Source organism: Nocardia sp. NPDC003183 (genome assembly GCF_053590715.1).
This window is the reverse complement of sequence record NZ_JBSFTG010000001.1, coordinates 528,592-546,611: the sequence shown is the minus strand read 5'-3', so window position 1 is coordinate 546,611 and position 18,020 is coordinate 528,592. Positions and strand designations below refer to the sequence as shown.

Below are 18,020 nucleotides of genomic sequence, written 5' to 3'. Positions count from 1 at the left end.
CGTCGGTTTGAGACCCGATCGCGATCAGGGCAGATCGAGACCGGACTGCGATGCGATCACCGCCGCCTGCACGCGCGACTGCACACCGAGCTTGCTCAGCACCCGGGAAACGTGCGTTTTCACCGTGGCCTCGCCGATGCGCAGGCGGGTACCGATCTGGATATTGGACAGACCGGCGCCCAGACCGGCGAGTACCTGTCGCTCACGGTCGGTGAGCGCGGACAGATCGGGCGGTGGCGCGACATCGGCCGCGCGAGGCAGCGCCGCGATCACCGCGCGCGTCACCTTCGGGTCGAGGACCGCGTCTCCTTCGGCCACCGCCAGTACGGCACTGACCAGGTCGTCGCCACCGACGGACTTGAGCAGGAATCCGCTCGCGCCGGCCGAGAGCGCGCCGAGGACGTATTCATCGAGGGCGAAGGTGGTGAGGACCAGCACTTTCGCGCTGGTCTGCGCGACGACGGCGGCGGTCGCCTCCAGCCCGTCGACGCGCGGCATCCGCACGTCCATCAGCACCACATCGGGGCTCAGGGCCTTGGCTTGGCGGACCGCGGCGGCGCCGTCGGCCGCTTCACCGATCACCCGCACCTCACCGGACACTTCGAGCAGCATCCGCAGACCCGCGCGGATGGTGGCGTGGTCGTCGGCCACCAGCACTGTGACTGTCACTTGTCTCCCAGGGGAATTCGCGCGCACACCCGCCAGGTGCCGTCCTGTGCGCCCGCGGTGATGGTGCCCTCGACTGATTCCGCGCGAAACATCATGTTGCGCAGTCCGTTTCCCTGCCCTACCGGAATGCCGGGTGGGATCGGATTCATCGCGGTCACCACCAATCGTGTCGCATCGCGGTGCAATTCGATATCCAGGGGTGCGCCGGGGGCGTGTTTGGTCGCGTTGGCGAGAGTCTCGCTCAGGATCCGGGTGAGGACGGCCTCGACCGCGGTGGACAGTTCGAGGTCGGCGGGCCGGCGCAATGTCACCGAGCCGCCGGCCGCCTCGGCCGCGTCGATCAAGCCGTCGAGGGAGGCCAGTCGCGTGGTCACGGCGGTGTCGTCGGGCGCGGTGAGCAGTTCGATGGTCGTGCGCATCTCCTCGACCGCGGCCAGACTGCTCGAGCGGATCGTCGCCAGCACCGCGGTGTTGGCGGGGTCCTTGAGGGCGACTTCGGCGAGGATCGCGACGGCGGAAACGTGGCCTGCCACCGCGTCGTGCAGGTCACGGGCCAAGCGCCGGCGCTCCTCGCCGATCGCCGCGGACCGTTCGGCGTCGCGGGCGGCGAGTTCGGCGCGGGCCGCGGCCCGTTCGGCATCGACCGTGCGGCGCGAGGCCCGCACCGCGCGGGCGTAACCGAGCGGCGACCACGTGAGCGCGACGCCGATCAAGCCGGTGTAGAAGGCCGCTCTGACGCCGAACACGGTGAGCGCGAGCAGCGACCCGCCCAGGGTCACCGTCACCGAGAACCAGCCGACCACCGCGCCCAGCCGATCCGATCCGGTGCTGACCGCCAGGAAGATCACGTCGGTCAGCGCGATCCACAGCGGCAGCGACGGACCCAACACGAAGTCGCCGGCCAGCAGCGCGACCATCAGGCCGAAGGCGAGCGCGGGCCTGCGCTGCGCGGTCAGCTGGATCGCGAACGCCGCGCACAGCAGCGCCATTTTCGCCGGTGGTGGATACAGGTCGTGGTCGACCACGACCGCCCAGCCACCCGCTGCCCACAACAGCAAGCCCACCAGGAACACCCCGACGGCGGCCGCGGTCGAGCTGTCGAAAACGTCCGCGAGCCGGCTCAGGAGCGTGCGGGACGTGGGCATGCCCCATTTCAGCACATCGTCCGCACGGGCCGGGTCCCCCGAAAGACGGACCGGCGGCGGACCACAAGCGGGACGACGGTGGACCGACGTGCCCGGCACAGTGGGGGAATGAACGAACTGAGCAACCCCGTACTGCTGACGATCGCCGCGTGCGAAGTCGGTTTCTGGGTGCTGGTGGTCGGCGGATTGCTGCTGCGCTATGTGATCCGGGTGCCGCGTGCGAGCACCGTGGCGCTGGCTCTGGTGCCGGTCCTGGATGTGGTGCTGGTGGTCGCGGTGGCGATCGACCTCCACCGTGGTGGCGAGGTGACCTTCGCCCATCGTGTCGCCGGGATCTATCTGGGCTGCACGGTGATGTTCGGTGGCCGGATGATCCGGTGGGCCGACGAGCGATTCGCCCACCGCTTCGCCGGTGGACCGGTCCCGGTGAAGATCCCGAAGTACGGGCCGGAACGCACCCGCAAGGAATGGGCCGATTTCTCCCGCTGGCTCGGTGCGGCGGCTATCGCCGGCGCGCTCACCCTGGCGTTGAGCTACACCGTCGCCGATGCCGCCCAGCGCGAACAGTTGATGGGGGTGTTCGGCAGCCTCGGTGTGATCACCGTGATCTGGCTGCTCACCGGGCCGGTGTGGGTCACGGGGTCGCGGCGCGACTGAACGCGATGCTCGGGTGATCGGTTCGATCACCCGAGCGTTCCGGGCTCAGACGGTGGCAGCGGACCGGTCGCTGATCACCTCACCGATCCACGGCAGCACGGCCGACCGCACCTCGACCGTGCGCGGGAGCAGCCCGTTGGCCGCGAGGAGGTCGGCGGCGCGTTGCTGTTCGTCGAGGAAATCCTCGCTCACCGGATGCACGCCGAAGGGACGGCCGCGCAGGGCTGCTTCCCAGGCATCCAGGTCGGCGGGGATGCCACGTGCCTGTGCGTCGTCGACGAAGTACTGGGCCGCCTCGCGGGGGTTCGCGGCGATCCAGGCGTCGGACTCCTGGAGTGCGGCCAGCACCGCTTCCACTGCGGCGCGGTTGCTTTCGGCCAGGTCGCGACGGGTGAACCACAGCGACGGGTGGCTGAAGACCGAGGCGGTGTCGACCAGCGTGGTGAGCTCGGTGGCCGCCTCCACGTCTTGAAGACCGGGGTAGGTACCGACCCAGGCGTCGAGGTCACCGGCCAGCAGCGCGGCGCCGCCCCCGCGCACGTCGACATCGACCGGTTCGACGTCGGCCCAGCTGAGACCGGCCTGGTCGAGGGCGAACAGCAACAGGGTGGTCTGCCACGAGCCGTGCGCGATCCCGACCCGCTTGCCTTTCAGATCCGCGGCGGAGGTGATGCCGCTCGCCGCGGTCGCGACCAGCCTGCCGTTCTCCACACGCGGGCCCGAGATACCGAGATAGACGATGTCACGCTGGTTGGCGAGCGCGGTGATCGGCGGGGTGAACCCGGTGCCGATGATGTCGTAGCCGCCCTCGGTGAACAACCAGTCCGAGTGTTCGCTCGGCAGCGCGGTGGTGGGATCGACTCGCGCGGGCTGCGGCAGCGCACGCAGATCGACCCATTCGACCTCGGGCAGCGACCGTTCCAGGATCCCGCGATGACGCAGGACGAACAGCGAATTGTTGTGCGGGAAGTAGCCGACCCTGATACCACTCATCGCGCGTCTCCGATCAGGCCGAGACGGCGGGCCTCGTCGGCCAGACCGCTGCGCTGCCACTGCACCGCGAGATTCGACGGATCGAATTCGACCGAGCCGCCGAGGGTTTCGGCGATCGCCTGATACTGCGCGCCCTCCTCGAGCAGCACGACGAACTTCGCCAGTTCCAGCAGACCGGCGCGACCGATCACGTTCGCGCCACCGTTGGCCTCGAAGATCGCGACCAGGTGCGGGTCGACCTCGAGGCGGCCGAGAATGAAGTCGCCCGCACCGACCGTGCGGTCGATGTGCGGCGGGATCTCGCGCGACAAGGTGAGTCGCTGCGAGGCGGCGTAGCGAATCGGCAGGGTGCGGTGGGTCTGTGCCCAGCCGCCGAGCCATGGGGTGTGGATGTGGACGACGGAGGTGATCTCGGGGTGCGCGCGGAACACCTTCGCGTAACCGGTGACGAATCCGGCGGATCCCTTGCCGGACAGCACTTCTCCGTCGAAGGTGGCGACGACGGGCGCGACGGTCCGGTCGTCGGCCCACGGGCCGGGCTCGTTGAGAGCGACGGCGATCTCCTCGCCGGGTACGCGCTCGACGAAGTTGACGGTGCCGTTGCCGGTGACGGTGCCGGTCTCCCGGAATACCCGGAACGCGGTGTCGGCGTCGCGGGTGACCGCATCGACGAAGGCGGTGACGGCCTCCGGCAGACGGGTTTCGGTGGTGGTCAAGGTTGCTCCTGCGTTATCGGGCCGTCGCGAGGACGGTGTCGGTGGACGGGGTGGTGAGCCGGGAACGGCCCAGCAGTGGCAGTACTTCCTCGCCGACCCGGTAGGCCTCTTCCAGGTGCGGGTTGCCCGCGAGGATGAAGGCGTCGACGCCGAGGTCGATCAGTTCGTCGAGCCGCTGGGCGACCTGCTCGTAGCTGCCGACCAGGCCGAAGGCCGGGCCGCCGCGGATCAGGCTGAATCCGCACCAGACGTTGGGCTGGACTTCCAGATCGCGGTATCCGGTGATGGTTTCGGGCACCCAGCCCTTGATCCGGGCCGCCCCGACGGAGTCGCCCTGAGCGGCGCGGTTGGCGGCGTCGCGGTCGACGAAGGCCCAGCCCTTCTCGATCTCGGCCCAGGCCGCTTCCTCGGTGTGGCGGGCGACGATGTCGATGCGGACCGCGAACTTGGGCGTGCGGCCGGTGGTTTCGGCGTTGCGGCGGACACCGTCGAACTTGGCGCGCAGGTCGGCGTAGGGCTCGAGCCAGGACAGGTAGTAGTCGGCGTGGCGCCCCGCCGCGGCGACGGCGGCACCCGAGGAGCCGGAGAAGTACACCTCGGGGAAAGGCTGTCCGGCCAGACCCGGTGGCAGTGCGGCGCCCTCGGTGCCGAAGAAACGGCCGTCGTGGTCGAAGGATTCGCCGTCCCAGACCCCGCGCAGCACGTCGAGGAATTCGCTCGTTCGCGCGTAGCGGTCGTCATGGGAAACCTTGTCGCCCCACCACAATTGGGCCGGTCCGCCGCCACCGCTGATGATGTTGTAGACGAGTCGCCCGCCGGTGGCGCGTTGCAGACTCGCCGACATCCTGGCCGCCTGCACGGGATGGAGGAAGCCGGGCTGGAACGCCACCATGAAGCGGTAGGTGGTGGTCTCGGCGGCGAGTGCGGCGGCCACGGCCCACGGGTCGTCGGTCACCGGGAACGAGGGCAGCAGCCCGCCGAGGAAGCCCGCCGATTCCGAGGCCTTGGCGACCGCGGCGACATGGTCGAGATAGCTGTACTGATCGAGTGCGCCGTCGCGGATGGCCGGTGCGATATTTCCGGGCCCGTAGCCGCCCGCGTTGCCCCGGTTGTAGCGGCGCGGGGTGCGCAGGGAAGCGTGGTCGCCTTCCATGCCGATGCGCCAGTAGACGTCGATGGTCATGCGGTGAGCTCCTGCGCGGTGGGGAGGGTGCGGCCTGCCGGGTCGGCGAGGAACAGCAGGTGTTCGCCCGCGCGGTGGATTTCCTCGATGTTCGGGTGGCCGGACAGCACGAAGGTCCGCACTCCGGCGCTCTCGTAGGCCGAGAGTTGGTGTGCCACCTGCTCGTAACTGCCGACCAGGCCGATGCTCCGGTCGTAGCCGAAGGCGTCGAAGCCCGCCCAGCGTCCATCACCCAGCGCGTGGTCGGCGGCGGTATCGGGGCGGTCGAGCTCGTCCCACTGGCGGTGGACCCTGGCCCAGGCTTCGTCCTCGGTCTCCCTGGCGATGATCGGCAGCTCCAGACCGACCCGTACCCGGCGTCGCGCCGCGGCGGCCCGCTCCCCCAGTTCGGTGACGGCGGAGGCGATTCCGTCGGCCCGCTCGGCGAAGAGATGGACATCGCCGTGCGCGGCCGACAAGGCCAGCGCGGCGGGTGACGTGCCGCTCAGGTGGACGGTCGGGAACGGCAGACCGGACAGGATGCCGCGGAATCCCCCGTCGATGACGTCGTAGTACCGGCCCGCGTAGTCGAAGCCGGTGCCCGCGAATCCCGCTGCGCTGATCTCGTTCTCGTTCCAGACCCCACGCGCGACGGTGAGGAATTCCGCGGCGCGGTCGTAGCGTTCGTCGCCGGTGACGCGATCGCCGCGCGAGCGGGCCTCGGCGGCGTCGGTGTCGACAGCCAGCCGCCAGTTCAATCGGCCCGCCGAGTGCCGCTGCAGGGTCGCCGACACCTTGGCCGCGTACACCGGTGTGCCGAAAGCGGGCTGGAATTCGACCGTCACCCGGGTATAGCGGGTGGCGCGCAGGGCGGCGGCCGCCACGATCCAGGACTCCTCGCCGAGCGGGTCGTAAGGCGCGAGCACACCATCGAACCCGTTCAGTTCGGCGGCGTCGACGATCTGGGCGAGATCGTCGAACGGACCGAAGCGACCCGGACGCACGTCGGTGGTCTCGAGCGGAGGTGTCGGCAGGCCGAAGCCTCCGCGACCGCGCAGACCCGGATCGGCGCGCCGACCGTCGCCGCGGCTGGGCAGCCGCCACACGAACTCGGTCATGCGGGCACCCGCTCGGCGGCGACGAGTTCCCGCGCGCGAGCCAACGGCTCAGGGGCGACCCAGGATTCGAGATCGAAATCGGCGGCCAGGAAGCCGTGGGTGTAGAGGAATTGCTTCTGCACGCCGAGTAGTTCGACGCGTTCGGCGGTGAGCGAGGGATGCAGGCCGCGATGGAACTCGTCACCGTAGGCCGCGGCGACGCCGTCGGGACCGGACAGCGTTTCGCGCTGCAACACCGCGCGGACCCCGTCGAGATCACCGGCGGCCCAATCGGCGGCGCGCAGGCTCTGCGCGAGGAAGCCGACAACGACCTCGGGCCGGGATTCCAGCAGGTCCGCGTGCACGGTGATGGGGCGCGGAGTGCCGTTGTTGACCCGCAGGTGCTTGGTGGCCGAGGCGTCGAGATCGACCGCGACGCGCAGCCCGTTCTCCTTGGCTACTTCCTGGGCGCGGGCGCCCTTGACGTAGATGGCGTCGACCTTGCCGTCGAGGAGTTCCTCCACACCCCACGTCGTCGAGCGCCGTGCACTCTGGATCGCGGTGCGCACCTGCGGATCCCGTTCGACATCGAGCTCGACGACCCGGACATCGGCCAGGGTCAGCCCGGCGGGGCGCAGCGCGTTGGCGAAGCCGTGCAGTGCCATCGCACGCGGGAAGCTGCGCGCCTGATCCTGCGCCCACGCGGGCACACCGACGCGCAGACCGGCCAGGCCCGCCGCGTCGGCGACCGGCGATTCGGGGCCGACCAGGATCGCCTGGGACTCGTCGATCCAGGTGAGCCCGATCAGGCGGGTGGGCGAACCCTGCGCGCGAGCGGCCAGGGCGGGCACATTGCCGCCCTCCCGGATCAGGCCCGACAGGTCGTGGGAGAAGTGGTGGCCGGCGAGCTCGGGGCCCGCGTCCTGGAGAACGCCGAACTCGAGGCCGGCGCTGGCGGCGGTCTCGCCGAGCCAGCCGAGGCTGTGCGCGAGACCGCTCGCGGTCGGCACGGGGCAGCGGGTGTACCACAGGGTTTCGGTCATGACAGGCTCCTGGTGTGTGGTCCGACGCCGAGCTGGGCGAGGAATTGCGTGCGGTACCCGAGGGTTTCGGGTGCCGCGTGATCACGCGGGTGGGGTAGATCGATGACCTCGTCGACGGCGAAACGGCCGTGGTCGAGGATGATCACCCGATCGGCGAGGCGGATCGCCTCGTCGACGTCGTGGGTGACCATGAGGACGGCGGGCCGGTGCCGCGCGACGAGATCGCCGACCAGGTCCTGCATCTGGAGCCGGGTGAGGGCGTCCAGTGCCGCGAACGGTTCGTCGAGCAGCAGCAGTTCCGGTTCGCGCACCAGCGCCCTGGCGAGTGCGGCGCGCTGGGCTTCACCACCGGACAGGGTGGCGGGCCACTGACCGGCTTTGCCGTCGAGGTGGACTTCGTGCAGTGCGCGCAGACCGGCTTCGCGTTGCGGCTTGCCGCGCCGCAGGCCGACGATGACGTTGGCCAGTACCCGCTTCGACGGGATCAGCCGGGGTTCCTGATAGACCGTCGTGCGTCGGGCAGGCACCAATACCTCACCGGCATCGGGGGTTTCGAGCCCGGTGAGCAGACGCAGCAGAGTGGTCTTGCCGGTGCCGCTCGGGCCGAGCAGCACCACGAACTCGCCGCGGCGGATGGTCAGGTCGACTCCGTCGAGAACTGTCTTCTCGCCGAACGCCTTACGCAGACCGGTGATCGATACCGCTACCGGGGCCGGAGCTTCGGTCTCGACGGGGACCGGCGCTGCTGTTGTCGTCGTCATCGGATCGCCACCTGCTTCCGCCAGGGCATCGCGTAGCGCTCCGCGAGCCGCACGAGTGCGTCGAACACCAGACCGAGCAGCGCGTAGAGCACGACGCACAGCACCATGTAGTCGGTGCGGTTGTATTCCTGAGCGAGAGTCACCAGGTAGCCGACGCCCTGCTGGGTGCCGACCTGCTCGGCGGCGATGAGCGCGGTGATGCTGATCGACAGGCACACCCGCAGCGCCATCAGAATCCCGGGCAGCGCGGCGGGCACGATCACCTCGACCACCAGCCGGGTGCCGGTGAGCCCGAAACTGCGTGCCGCCTCGACCATCTTGCGGTCGACATTGCGCACACCGAGATAGGTGTAGGCATACATCGGCGCTGTCGTCGCCACCGCGATGAGCAGGATCTTGTACAGCTCGTCGATCCCGAACCAGGCGATGAACAGCGGAACCAGCGCCAGAAACGGCACCGCCCGCACGATCTGCATGGTCGAGTCGACCAGTTCCTCCCCGAGGCTGGACAACCCCGACAGCAGGCCGAGCACCAGCCCGACCCCGACGCCGATCGCGACCCCGGCGGCCGCGCGCCCGAACGAGGCGAGCGCGAAGTCCACCAGCTGGCCGCTGTCGAACAGTTCGACGAAGGCCGACCAGACCGCGCCGGGGCCCGCTATCACCCGCGGCGAGATCGCGCCGCTCGCCGAACCCACCCACCAGACCAGCACGATCGCGGCGGGTAGAACAGCGCGCAGGCCGAGTGACAACCATCGCGGCCGCTGCCGGGCGACGCGCGCCCGGGGCGGGGCCAAGGCGAGGGTGCTCATCTCACTTGCCCTTCAGCGCGGCGAGCTGGTCCGGGGTGAGCTTGGATTTCAGGTCGTAGAAGATGTCGGCGGCGGTGATCCGGCGGGAGATGACGCCGTTGTCGGCGAAGGTGTTCACCACGTCGGCCAGGTCGATGGCATCGGATTCGGCGGGCAGTCGGGGCACGGTGACCTCACCGCCGACCCGGACCGCGTCGGCGAGCCGGTCACCGGTCAGCGCCCGCGGGCCGGACTTCTCGAAGACGTTTTCGAAGTCGGCGGGCGCCGCCTTCTGCTTCGCGGTGAGTCCCTGCAGTACTTCCAGGTACTTCGCGGCGATATCGGGGCGCTTGTCGAGAACTTCGGTGCGGAACACCACCACGGTGTTGTCCTTGGAGCCGACGGACTTCTCGGTGGCGATCTCCTTGGCGCCCGCGGCCTTGGCCTCCTGGTAGGGCACCAGGAACGATGCCCACGCGTCGACCTTGCCGGTCGCGAAGGCCGAAGCGGCGTCCTTCTGCTGCAGGGGCACCCGGGTCACCTTGTCGGCCGGAATGCCCGCCTGGGCGAGCGCTTTGAGCGTGATGTACTCGCCCTTGCCCGCGGGATTCACCGCGATCCGCTTGCCCACCAGGCCTGCCACGGTGGTCACGCCCGAGTCCGGGGTCACCACGATGCCGCTCTGATCCTGACCCGCCGGGTCGGCCACGGCGACGATCTTCACGCCGACATCCTTGGACAGCGCGCCGACGACGGGGCTGAACGCGGCGCCGGAGACATCGAGTTCGCTGGTGTTGAACAGCTTCAGCATGGAGCTGAAACCCGGCGTGGTGCTGACCCATTCGATCTTGGCGCCCAGCGGGGCGAGTGCGGCGTCGAAGGTGCCGTCGCGCTTGCCGACGGCGAGCGGGCCGCTGTTGCCCGGATCGGTGACCTTGAGCACGAACGAGGCTTGCGCCCCCTGTTCCGGCGTGGAGCCGGAGCCACACGCCGCGACGAGGGCTACGACGGGGACGATCGCGAGGGCGATCCGCGAGAAGGCCGGCAGCCTGCGGGACATCGGGGCTCCTGTTCGGGGCTGGGGGTTGATGCCTTCGCAGCGTAGGAGCGGGTGTGGTCTCGAACGAGGTATGCCTTTCCACGGATCGGAAAGCTTGACAGCGGTGGACTTGTCGTTCTATGGCACATAACCGAGGTTTCCGGACTCTTGTTTTCCACATAGCGGAAATTTGGGCGGTCGAGCGCTCGAACACCTGTGTTACCGTCGGCTCTGTGGAGACCTCCAGCGTGCAGACCGTGACCAGGGCCCTCTCGGTACTCGACTGCTTCCGCGGCGGCGAGGAGCGTGGGGTCTCGGAAGTCGCCCGCGCCCAGGGCCTGGCGATCAGCACCACCCACCGTCTGCTCGGTGCGCTCGTGCAGGCCGGGTTCCTGGAGAAGGACGCCGAGTCCAGTCGCTACCGCATGGGCGGAGCACTGGCCGAATACGGTCAGATCGCCTATCGCCAACATCGGATCTACCTCGCCGAGCCCTACCTCGAGCAACTGGCCGCCACCACCGGAGCGACCGGGTCGGTGGCCACCCGCCACGGCATCCACGCGGTCCTGCTGGGCACCAGCCGTTGGCGCGAGAGCGACGGGCACAAGCTCCAGGGTGTGCGACTTCCGCTGCACGCCAGCGCACTCGGCAAAGCGCTGCTGGCATGGTCGGATGCCAGCGATGACGAATTGCGGGCGCTGCCTTACGAAGAGGGCACCGAGCGTTCGGTGTCGAGCCCCGAGGAACTGCGTGCGGAACTGATCACCACGCGCGAACGCGGCTATGCGTTCAACGATCGTGAACTCGACCCAGGATTCCGGACCATCGGCCTGCCGATCCTCGACAGCCAGGGTCGCTGCCGCTTCGCTCTGGGCATGCGCGGACCCGCGACGCTGATGATCGACGAGCGGGTGCCGTTCTTCGTGGAACTGGCCAAGGTCACCGCGGCCGACATCGCCGCGAGGTTCGCCGCCGACTGAAGACCCGCCCCACACCGATCGCGTCACACCCTCGGAAAATGCCGCGCGGAAACGGTTGCGCCCCGGATACCTTGAACCGAGTGGTTAGTCGATGCAACGAAAGGACCTCGGTGGCTACCGATACCGTGAGCCCGGCTGTCGGTCTGCGTTCCGAACGAGGTCCGATCCTGGCCTCGCTCATGCTCTCCACCGGGCTGGTGGCCCTCGACTCGACCATCATCGCCACAGCGGTGCTCACCATCACCGACACTCTCGGCGGGTTCGCGATGTTCCCGTGGCTGTTCTCCATCTACCTTCTCGCGCAGGCCGTCACGGTACCGATCTACGGCAAGCTCGCCGACATGGTCGGGCGCAAGCCGGTGATCCTGTTCGGGATCGCGGCGTTCGCGGTGGGGTCGCTGCTGTGCGGGCTGGCCACGAGCATGGTGGCGCTCATCGCCTTCCGGGCGATCCAGGGCATCGGAGCGGGCGCGATCCAGCCGATGACGATGGTGATCGCCGGTGATCTGTACACACTGGCCGAACGCGCCAAGGTCCAGGGGTATCTGGCCGGGGTGTGGGCGAATTCGGCCGTGCTCGGCCCGCTGCTGGGCGGCTTGTTCGCCGACCATCTGAGCTGGCGGTGGATCTTCCTGATCAACCTTCCGCTGTGCGCGGTCGCGGCCTGGATGTTGGTGCGCCACTTCACCGAATCGGCGGTGCGCCGCACCCAGCGCATCGACTACCTCGGTGCGATCCTGCTCACCGTCGGTGCGGGCGCCCTGATCCTCGCCCTGCTCGAAGGTGGTCAGGCCTGGGAGTGGACCTCACCGGTCTCGCTCACCTTGTTCGTGGGCAGCGTGACGGTGCTGGCGCTGTTCGTGGTGGTCGAGCTGCGGACGGCCAACCCGATTCTGCCGCTGTGGATCTTCACCCGGCGCGTGGTGATCGCGAGCTGCACGGTCTCCTTGCTGGTCGGCGCCGTCATCCTCGGATTGACCTCGTACGTGCCGACTTTCGCCCAGGGCGTGCTCGGGACCACCGCCCTGGTGGCCGGGCTCACCGTGGGTGGGCTCACGCTCGGCTGGCCGCTCGCCGCGACCCTGTCCGGCAGGCTGTACCTGCGCTGGGGATTCCGCATCAGCGGCGTCGTCGGCAGCACGATCGCCGCGCTCGGCTGCGCGACCACGCTGCTCGTCGACCCGCAGTCGAGCCCGTGGCAGATCGCGGCCTCCTGCTTCCTCATCGGCTGCGGGATGGGCCTGGTCGCCTCCCCTACCCTCATCGCCGCTCAGGCCAGCGCCGAATGGCACGAACGCGGCGTGGTCACCTCCGCCAACATGTTCGCCCGTTCTCTCGGCAGCGCACTGGGCGTCGCGGTGTTCGGCGCCGTCGTCAACGCCGGCATCCACAACCCCGACCATCCCGCACCCGGCGAACTCGCCCACGGCATCCACCTGGTCTTCCTCGCGATGCTGGCCATGGCTGTCGTCATGCTCGTCGCCGCCGCGACCATGCCGGGCCGCGGCCACGTCTCCGCGACGGTCAGCGCGCCGTGATCACCGCGCGATGTCGGCCACGACCTCGCCCTCGATGGGCCGCGGCCGCGCGTCATCCGCAGGCATCGAGGTGGTCTGGGTATCGCGACCAGCGTCGGTCGGCGAACCTCAACCGAGGTGGTCGAGCTGTTGGGCGGGCACGTCGGGCCGTTGCCTCCCGACGAACTCGTGGCGCATTTCCCTGAGAGAGACGAGACGGCCGCCGAGATCGGCATCGGCCCCGGGTTCGATCCCGAGGTCCTCGCGGATCGCTCGACGCAGCAGGCGGACACCGAAGCCCACTGACTCGTCCAGGAAGCGATAGAGTGCCGCGACCTCCACGGCGTCGTTCTCGTCCAACTGGAGCGCTGTGCGATGGGCGATGTCGAGGCAGCGATTGACCTCCGACGCAAAATCGAGTGCTCGATCCGACACCACCATCTGCGCACGGGAATAGCTGTCGCGCAACGCCTCCCGCGCAGTCTCGAACTTGGCGAGATCAGGGGTACGCCCGCCGCTTTTCTCGTCGAGATAGTGCCGGATCGCCGTTCGGCAGGAATGCGCCGTGGTGTTGAGATCCGCGTAGACCGCCCGCTTCTCGTCGGTGGCCTCTTTCCGGGTGAGCTCCCGCAGTTCCTCCGCTCGATTGTCGCGCTGTACCTTCGCATCGATTCGCTTGCTGCGAATCGCGAAGACCTGGGTCACGACGCCGCCCCCGAGCGTGCCGACAACCGTGATCGAGGCAACCGCCACATTGGTCCAATCCATGGTCGCTATTCTCTCTGCACCCCAATAAGATTCACCACCCGCTCGATCATTCCGCAGCGCGACGGCGATCTGTAGCTTCCTACCATGGTGGGAATCGGGAATTCTGAGGATCAGACCGCGGACGAGGTCCAGCGCCGGAAACGGCGGGCGGGCTCGTTCGGCGCGCAGGCAGCCGTCTACGCCGAGCATCGGCCGGACTATCCGGAGGCGGGGATTCGGTGGGCGCTGGAGGCGGTCGCGAAAAAGGCGGGGGTTGTTGTGCTGGATTTGGGAGCGGGGACAGGCAAGCTCACCGGCGGTTTGCTCGCCGCGGGGGTCGAGGTGATCGCGGTGGAACCCGATGAGGCGATGCGGGCCGAACTCGTTCGTCACTTTCCCGCAGTGACGGCGCTTTCCGGTACGGCGGAAGCGATTCCGCTGGCCGATGGATCGGTGGACGCGGTGCTCGCCGGGCAGGCGTTCCACTGGTTCGATCAAGCGCGGGCGTTTCCCGAGATCGCGCGGGTGCTGCGCGCGGAGGGGGTGTTCGCCGCGTTCTGGAACAACGACGACAACAAGGTCGAGTGGGTCGCGGGACTGCAGGAGGTCTCGCGCTCGTCCGCGTCGTTTCCACCGTCGTCGTCCGATGACGCGCTGCCCGCGCACCCACTGTTCGCGCCGTTCGAGTACGTCGAGTTCGCGCACAGCCAGCGGCGGACCGCCGAATCACTGACCGCGTCCATCGGCACCAATTCACACACCGTGGTCATCTCCGCGCAAGAACGAGCCGAAGTGCTCGGCCGGATCCTCGACTACCTGCGTGCGACACCGGAGACCGCCGACGGCGAGTTCGATCTACCGCTGCGCACCGAGGTGATCCGCACGGTCCTGGGCCCGAATTCACCCCGGTGAGCGCCGATCACGGACACGAATGAACCCGCGCCGGACCGCGGGTTTCACCGTGCCGAGGTTCGCCGCCGCCATGACCGGACTCGGCTGTCGCGCCCGCTATGCCGAGCGTTCCTCCGATCTGCGCACCACGTCGACGATTTCATCGGAGGCGAATTCGACGACGCGACGAACGCGGGAGTTGGCGACCGGTGCCAAGTCCACGACGATCGACGCGCCCGCGGCGGGTTGGGTGAGCGCGGTGATGCGGTCCTGGAGGAAGCCGCCGTCGGGGACCGGGACGCGGATGATGTCGCCGACCGTCAGGGCTTCGGCGCGGATTCGGCCACCGGTCGCGGTGGGATCGTGCGTGCCGCAACGGGTGTGGCCGACCGTTGCGCCGAGGCCGCGTTCGGCGATGGTCCACCAGACGGGTGAGTCGGGATCTTCGGGGCCGATTCGGGTGTGCCAGGACAGGATTCGGTCGCGTTCGGCTTCGGCGTCGGCGCGGGTCTCGTGCAGGGACAGCTGGCGCCGGACCGGAGCGTTGCGGGGCCGGGTGGTGCCCGCGGCGCCGTCGACGACCAGGATCCAGCGGGCGCCCACGGCTTCGTCGCGGCGGGCGGTGACCCGTTTGGCCAGGGCGAGGCCCGGGGTGGCGCCGAGTCGGTCGGCGGCTTCCTCGATGCTCTCGACCAGCCCCAGCGCACGCAGCAGCTCGGCGACCGACAGTTCCGAGGTGGCCAGTTCCTGGGCCAGCGCGGGCATGGGGGTACGCCTGCGCCAGCCGATGCGGGCACAGTGCTCGTGGCGGGTGAACCACAGGCCGCTGCGGGAGCGGCGGTGATGGTCGATCACCACCGCCCACCAGTCCCATTCCGGTTCGGCGACAAGGCGTGTGCGGATCCAGCGCTCCCGTTCGGCGGTCGGTACCCGTTCCTCCGGCGGTACGAAGTTGCGCAGCGCGGCGCGCACCGCCGATTCGGTACGCCCGACCGTGATCGCCGTGCGGGCCAGATCGGCGCCCGCGCGCAGATCGTCGGCCAGTATCCGGTATTCCGATTCCCGCCAGGTGGTTCCGTGCTGGCGTGGCGGCCGCAGATCGCCGCGGTTCTCGTCACTCATCTCGTGTGCCCCCGTTCTCGCACCGCCCGGCCACACTCGCGTCCGGGCTGGTTGTGTGACACTTCGACGATACCGAGGGGGTACGACAGAAAATGGCTCTCTGCCAGCGGCTTTCCAGCAAACGGAGCTATCCGGTGTGTACTGCGTCGCGGCGGCCGAAGGCGTAGTAGCCCGCGCAGACCAGTGCCGCCCAGACCGCACCGACGACCAGTGCGGTGCGCCCGCCATCGGTCCACAGCAACAGCACCACGACCAACCCGAGGAAACCCAGCGCGGCCCACGTGGTGACGGGAGCGCCGGGCAGCCGGTAGTCGCTGCCGGGCAGCTCGCCCGCCCGAACCTTGGCACGATACTTGATGTGGCACACCAGGATCACGCTCCACACGACGATGATCCCGACGGTACTCACCGAGGTGATGTAGGCGAAGGCCTTGTCCGGCGAGATCGCGTTGACGACCACCCCGATGACCATCGCGCCCGCCGAGGCGCAGATGCCGGTGAACGGCACCGACTGCTTGCTCAAGATCGCGAACTTCGCGGGCGCTTCGTCACGCAACGCGAGGCTGCGCAGCATCCGGCCGGTGGAGTAGATGCCCGAATTGCACGATGAGAGTGCCGCGGTGAGCAGCACGAAGTTGATGATGCCCGCGGCCGCGGGGATGCCGATCTGCTCGAAGACCTCGACAAACGGGCTGCGCCCGGCGTGGAAACTGCGCCAGCTCGCCACCGACATGATCACCACGAGCGCACCGACGTAGAACAGACCGATCCGGAACGGCAGGGTGTTGATCGCCTTGCGCAGCGTGGTCTCGGGGTCGCGAGCTTCTCCCGCTGTCACGCCGACCAGTTCGACACCGACGTAGGCGAACACGACGATCTGCAACACGAGCAGGGTCTGACCGAAACCGTGCGGGAACATGCCGCCGTCGGCCCACAGGTTGGTCACCGTGGGATCGGCGGCGTGGCCGAAGCCGAACACCAGCACACCGATGCCGATCAAGATCATCGCCAGGATCGCGGTCACCTTGATGGCCGAGAACCAGAACTCGCCCTCACCGAAGACTCGCACCGAGATCAAGTTCGCGGTGAACAGCACCGCGAGCACGACCAGCGCGGTCACCCACTGCGGGATATCGAACCAGTACTGGACGTAGTGGCCGGCCACCGTGATCTCGGCCATGCAGGTCGACACCCACACCGCCCAGTACGACCAGCCGGTCGCGAACCCGGCGAACCGGCCGAGGAACTCGTGCGCGTATTCGGCGAAACTGCCCGACACCGGGCGGTAGGTCAGCAGCTCACCGAGCGCGCGCATGATGACGAAGATCGCCAGCCCGGCGGCGAGATAGGCCAGGATCAGCGACGGACCCGCCTGCTCGATCGCCGCGCCGGAGCCGTAGAACAGCCCGGTGCCGATCGCACCGCCGATGGCGATCATCTGGATGGTGCGCGGGTTCAGGCCGCGCTCGTATCCCTCCGATTCGGCCGTAGAGGCGGACGCCACGGGGGCGTCGGTGGATAGGCCGGAGCCATCGGCTGACATGGAGCAGTCCTTCCGTCGCGTCGATCAGTCGTGCACGCTACCGCCCCGCAACCGTGGCCGGTGTCACCACCACCGGTGCGCGGAAATACCGGCAGTCCGGCGCGGGTTGGCCTCCATAGGGGTAGTACACAACTCGAGGAGGCTCATGAGCGCCGTCACGCTGTCGGTTCTGGATCTGGCACCGGTGCAATCGGATGCGACGGCCGGTGACGCGTTGCACGCGACGACCCGCTTCGCACAGCACGCCGAAGAGCAGGGCTTTCGCCGATTCTGGGTGGCCGAGCACCACAACATGCCCGGCATCGCCAGTGCGGCGCCGGCGGTGGTGCTGGCGCATCTGGCCGCGTCCACCTCGCGGATCAGGGTCGGCTCGGGCGGGGTGATGTTGCCGAACCATCCGCCGCTGGTGGTCGCCGAACAGTTCGGCACACTCGAGTCGCTGCATCCCGGACGGATCGATCTCGGGATCGGCCGCGCCCCCGGCACCGATCCGGTCACCGCGCGCGCACTGCGCCGCAGTGCCGAAGGACTCGGTGGTGACGCGTTTCCTCAGGAACTCACCGCGCTGATCGGCTTCTTCCGTGGCGCCGATCCGAGCGGGATCGTGGCAAGCCCCGGCCTCGATGCGGAACCGCAGGTGTGGCTGCTCGGTTCGAGCGGCTACAGCGCGCAGGTCGCCGCGGTGCTGGGTCTGCCGTTCGCGTTCGCCCATCACATCGCCCCCGACAACACCGTCGCCGCGCTGACGCTCTACCGCGACAACTTCCGGCCGTCGCAGACCCTGAGCGAGCCGTACACGATCGTGGCCGCCTCCGCGATCTGCGCCGACACCGATGCCGAGGCAGACCGCCTCGCCGCACCCCGTGATCTCGCCTTCGCCAACCTGCGCTCGGGCCGCCCCCAGGCACTGGCCACCCCGGAGCAGGCCGCGGGCTTCCCCGGCACCGACGCCGAACGCCACTTCGCGGCGCAGCGCCGGGCCGCGCAGCTGCAGGGCTCGCCGGAGACGGTCCGCGCCCAAGCCGCACAACTGCTCGACGCCACCTCTCCCGACGAGCTCATGCTCAACACCCTCGTCTACGACCTCGACGCCCGCATCCGCTCGCTCGACCTGACCAAGAAGGCGATCGACGGCTGAGCGCTTCGC

General features: G+C 69.0%; 18 protein-coding genes. 5 read left to right on the top strand and 13 right to left on the bottom strand.

What is annotated here, in order from left to right:
* Positions 1-24 precede the first annotated feature (24 nt).
* Together ACWDXS_RS02530 and ACWDXS_RS02525 are read right to left on the bottom strand one after the other, a co-directional pair.
* Positions 25-669, bottom strand: a complete 645-nt coding sequence (locus ACWDXS_RS02530) for a response regulator (RefSeq protein ID WP_378989963.1) — start codon at positions 667-669, stop codon at positions 25-27.
* A complete protein-coding gene (locus ACWDXS_RS02525) occupies positions 666-1,814 on the bottom strand; it encodes a sensor histidine kinase (protein ID WP_378989962.1) in 1,149 nt (382 codons plus the stop codon). The genes ACWDXS_RS02530 and ACWDXS_RS02525 overlap by 4 nt, the downstream gene beginning before the upstream one ends.
* Before the next feature lie 108 nt (positions 1,815-1,922).
* Between ACWDXS_RS02525 and ACWDXS_RS02520 the strand changes: the two genes are divergently transcribed.
* Positions 1,923-2,471: a hypothetical protein gene (locus ACWDXS_RS02520; protein ID WP_378989961.1), complete on the top strand. Its 549-nt coding sequence runs from the start codon at positions 1,923-1,925 to the stop codon at positions 2,469-2,471.
* A gap of 45 nt (positions 2,472-2,516) precedes the next feature.
* Here ACWDXS_RS02520 and ACWDXS_RS02515 read toward each other — a convergent pair whose 3' ends face one another.
* Genes ACWDXS_RS02515 through ACWDXS_RS02480 form a run of 8 tightly spaced genes read right to left on the bottom strand, consistent with a single transcriptional unit; the run spans position 2,517 to position 10,094 of the window.
* A complete protein-coding gene (locus ACWDXS_RS02515; RefSeq protein ID WP_449961200.1) occupies positions 2,517-3,464 on the bottom strand; it encodes an ABC transporter substrate-binding protein in 948 nt (315 codons plus the stop codon).
* Complete coding sequence (locus ACWDXS_RS02510) at positions 3,461-4,180, bottom strand: class II aldolase/adducin family protein (protein WP_378989958.1); 720 nt, start codon at positions 4,178-4,180, stop codon at positions 3,461-3,463. Before ACWDXS_RS02510 ends, ACWDXS_RS02515 begins: the two co-directional genes overlap by 4 nt.
* A gap of 13 nt (positions 4,181-4,193) precedes the next feature.
* Positions 4,194-5,363, bottom strand: coding sequence for an LLM class flavin-dependent oxidoreductase (locus ACWDXS_RS02505; protein ID WP_378989957.1), 1,170 nt, complete (start codon positions 5,361-5,363; stop codon positions 4,194-4,196).
* Positions 5,360-6,460: an LLM class flavin-dependent oxidoreductase gene (locus ACWDXS_RS02500; RefSeq protein ID WP_449961196.1), complete on the bottom strand. Its 1,101-nt coding sequence runs from the start codon at positions 6,458-6,460 to the stop codon at positions 5,360-5,362. Before ACWDXS_RS02500 ends, ACWDXS_RS02505 begins: the two co-directional genes overlap by 4 nt.
* A complete protein-coding gene (locus tag ACWDXS_RS02495) occupies positions 6,457-7,482 on the bottom strand; it encodes an ABC transporter substrate-binding protein (RefSeq protein WP_387447366.1) in 1,026 nt (341 codons plus the stop codon). The genes ACWDXS_RS02500 and ACWDXS_RS02495 overlap by 4 nt, the downstream gene beginning before the upstream one ends.
* Positions 7,479-8,243, bottom strand: a complete 765-nt coding sequence (locus ACWDXS_RS02490; RefSeq protein WP_449961193.1) for an ABC transporter ATP-binding protein — start codon at positions 8,241-8,243, stop codon at positions 7,479-7,481. The genes ACWDXS_RS02495 and ACWDXS_RS02490 overlap by 4 nt, the downstream gene beginning before the upstream one ends.
* Positions 8,240-9,055: an ABC transporter permease gene (locus tag ACWDXS_RS02485; protein ID WP_379314273.1), complete on the bottom strand. Its 816-nt coding sequence runs from the start codon at positions 9,053-9,055 to the stop codon at positions 8,240-8,242. The genes ACWDXS_RS02490 and ACWDXS_RS02485 overlap by 4 nt, the downstream gene beginning before the upstream one ends.
* Position 9,056: 1 nt before the next feature.
* Positions 9,057-10,094: an NrtA/SsuA/CpmA family ABC transporter substrate-binding protein gene (locus tag ACWDXS_RS02480; RefSeq protein WP_378989952.1), complete on the bottom strand. Its 1,038-nt coding sequence runs from the start codon at positions 10,092-10,094 to the stop codon at positions 9,057-9,059.
* Between the two features lie 212 nt (positions 10,095-10,306).
* Here ACWDXS_RS02480 and ACWDXS_RS02475 point away from each other — a divergent pair, with 212 nt between their 5' ends.
* Entirely contained in the window at positions 10,307-11,053 is a 747-nt protein-coding gene (locus ACWDXS_RS02475; RefSeq protein WP_379314271.1) for an IclR family transcriptional regulator, read from the top strand.
* A gap of 110 nt (positions 11,054-11,163) precedes the next feature.
* Positions 11,164-12,591: an MDR family MFS transporter gene (locus ACWDXS_RS02470; RefSeq protein ID WP_449961188.1), complete on the top strand. Its 1,428-nt coding sequence runs from the start codon at positions 11,164-11,166 to the stop codon at positions 12,589-12,591.
* A 108-nt stretch (positions 12,592-12,699) separates the two neighbouring features.
* Here ACWDXS_RS02470 and ACWDXS_RS02465 read toward each other — a convergent pair whose 3' ends face one another.
* The gene (locus ACWDXS_RS02465; RefSeq protein WP_449961185.1) at positions 12,700-13,323 is read right to left on the bottom strand and encodes a hypothetical protein; all 624 of its coding nucleotides are present in this window, start codon (positions 13,321-13,323) and stop codon (positions 12,700-12,702) included.
* A gap of 99 nt (positions 13,324-13,422) precedes the next feature.
* Here ACWDXS_RS02465 and ACWDXS_RS02460 point away from each other — a divergent pair, with 99 nt between their 5' ends.
* Positions 13,423-14,229 (top strand): class I SAM-dependent methyltransferase, encoded by an 807-nt coding sequence (locus ACWDXS_RS02460; protein WP_449961182.1) that lies wholly within the window; start codon positions 13,423-13,425, stop codon positions 14,227-14,229.
* 96 nt (positions 14,230-14,325) lie between these two features.
* Here the strand turns inward: ACWDXS_RS02460 and ACWDXS_RS02455 are convergent, their stop codons facing one another.
* A complete protein-coding gene (locus tag ACWDXS_RS02455) occupies positions 14,326-15,330 on the bottom strand; it encodes a hypothetical protein (protein WP_449961180.1) in 1,005 nt (334 codons plus the stop codon).
* A gap of 127 nt (positions 15,331-15,457) precedes the next feature.
* The gene (locus ACWDXS_RS02450; protein WP_449961177.1) at positions 15,458-16,873 is read right to left on the bottom strand and encodes an amino acid permease; all 1,416 of its coding nucleotides are present in this window, start codon (positions 16,871-16,873) and stop codon (positions 15,458-15,460) included.
* 145 nt (positions 16,874-17,018) lie between these two features.
* On the opposite strand from ACWDXS_RS02450, the gene ACWDXS_RS02445 reads away from it, so the two are divergent.
* Complete coding sequence (locus ACWDXS_RS02445) at positions 17,019-18,011, top strand: LLM class flavin-dependent oxidoreductase (RefSeq protein WP_378989945.1); 993 nt, start codon at positions 17,019-17,021, stop codon at positions 18,009-18,011.
* Positions 18,012-18,020: the final 9 nt, after the last annotated feature.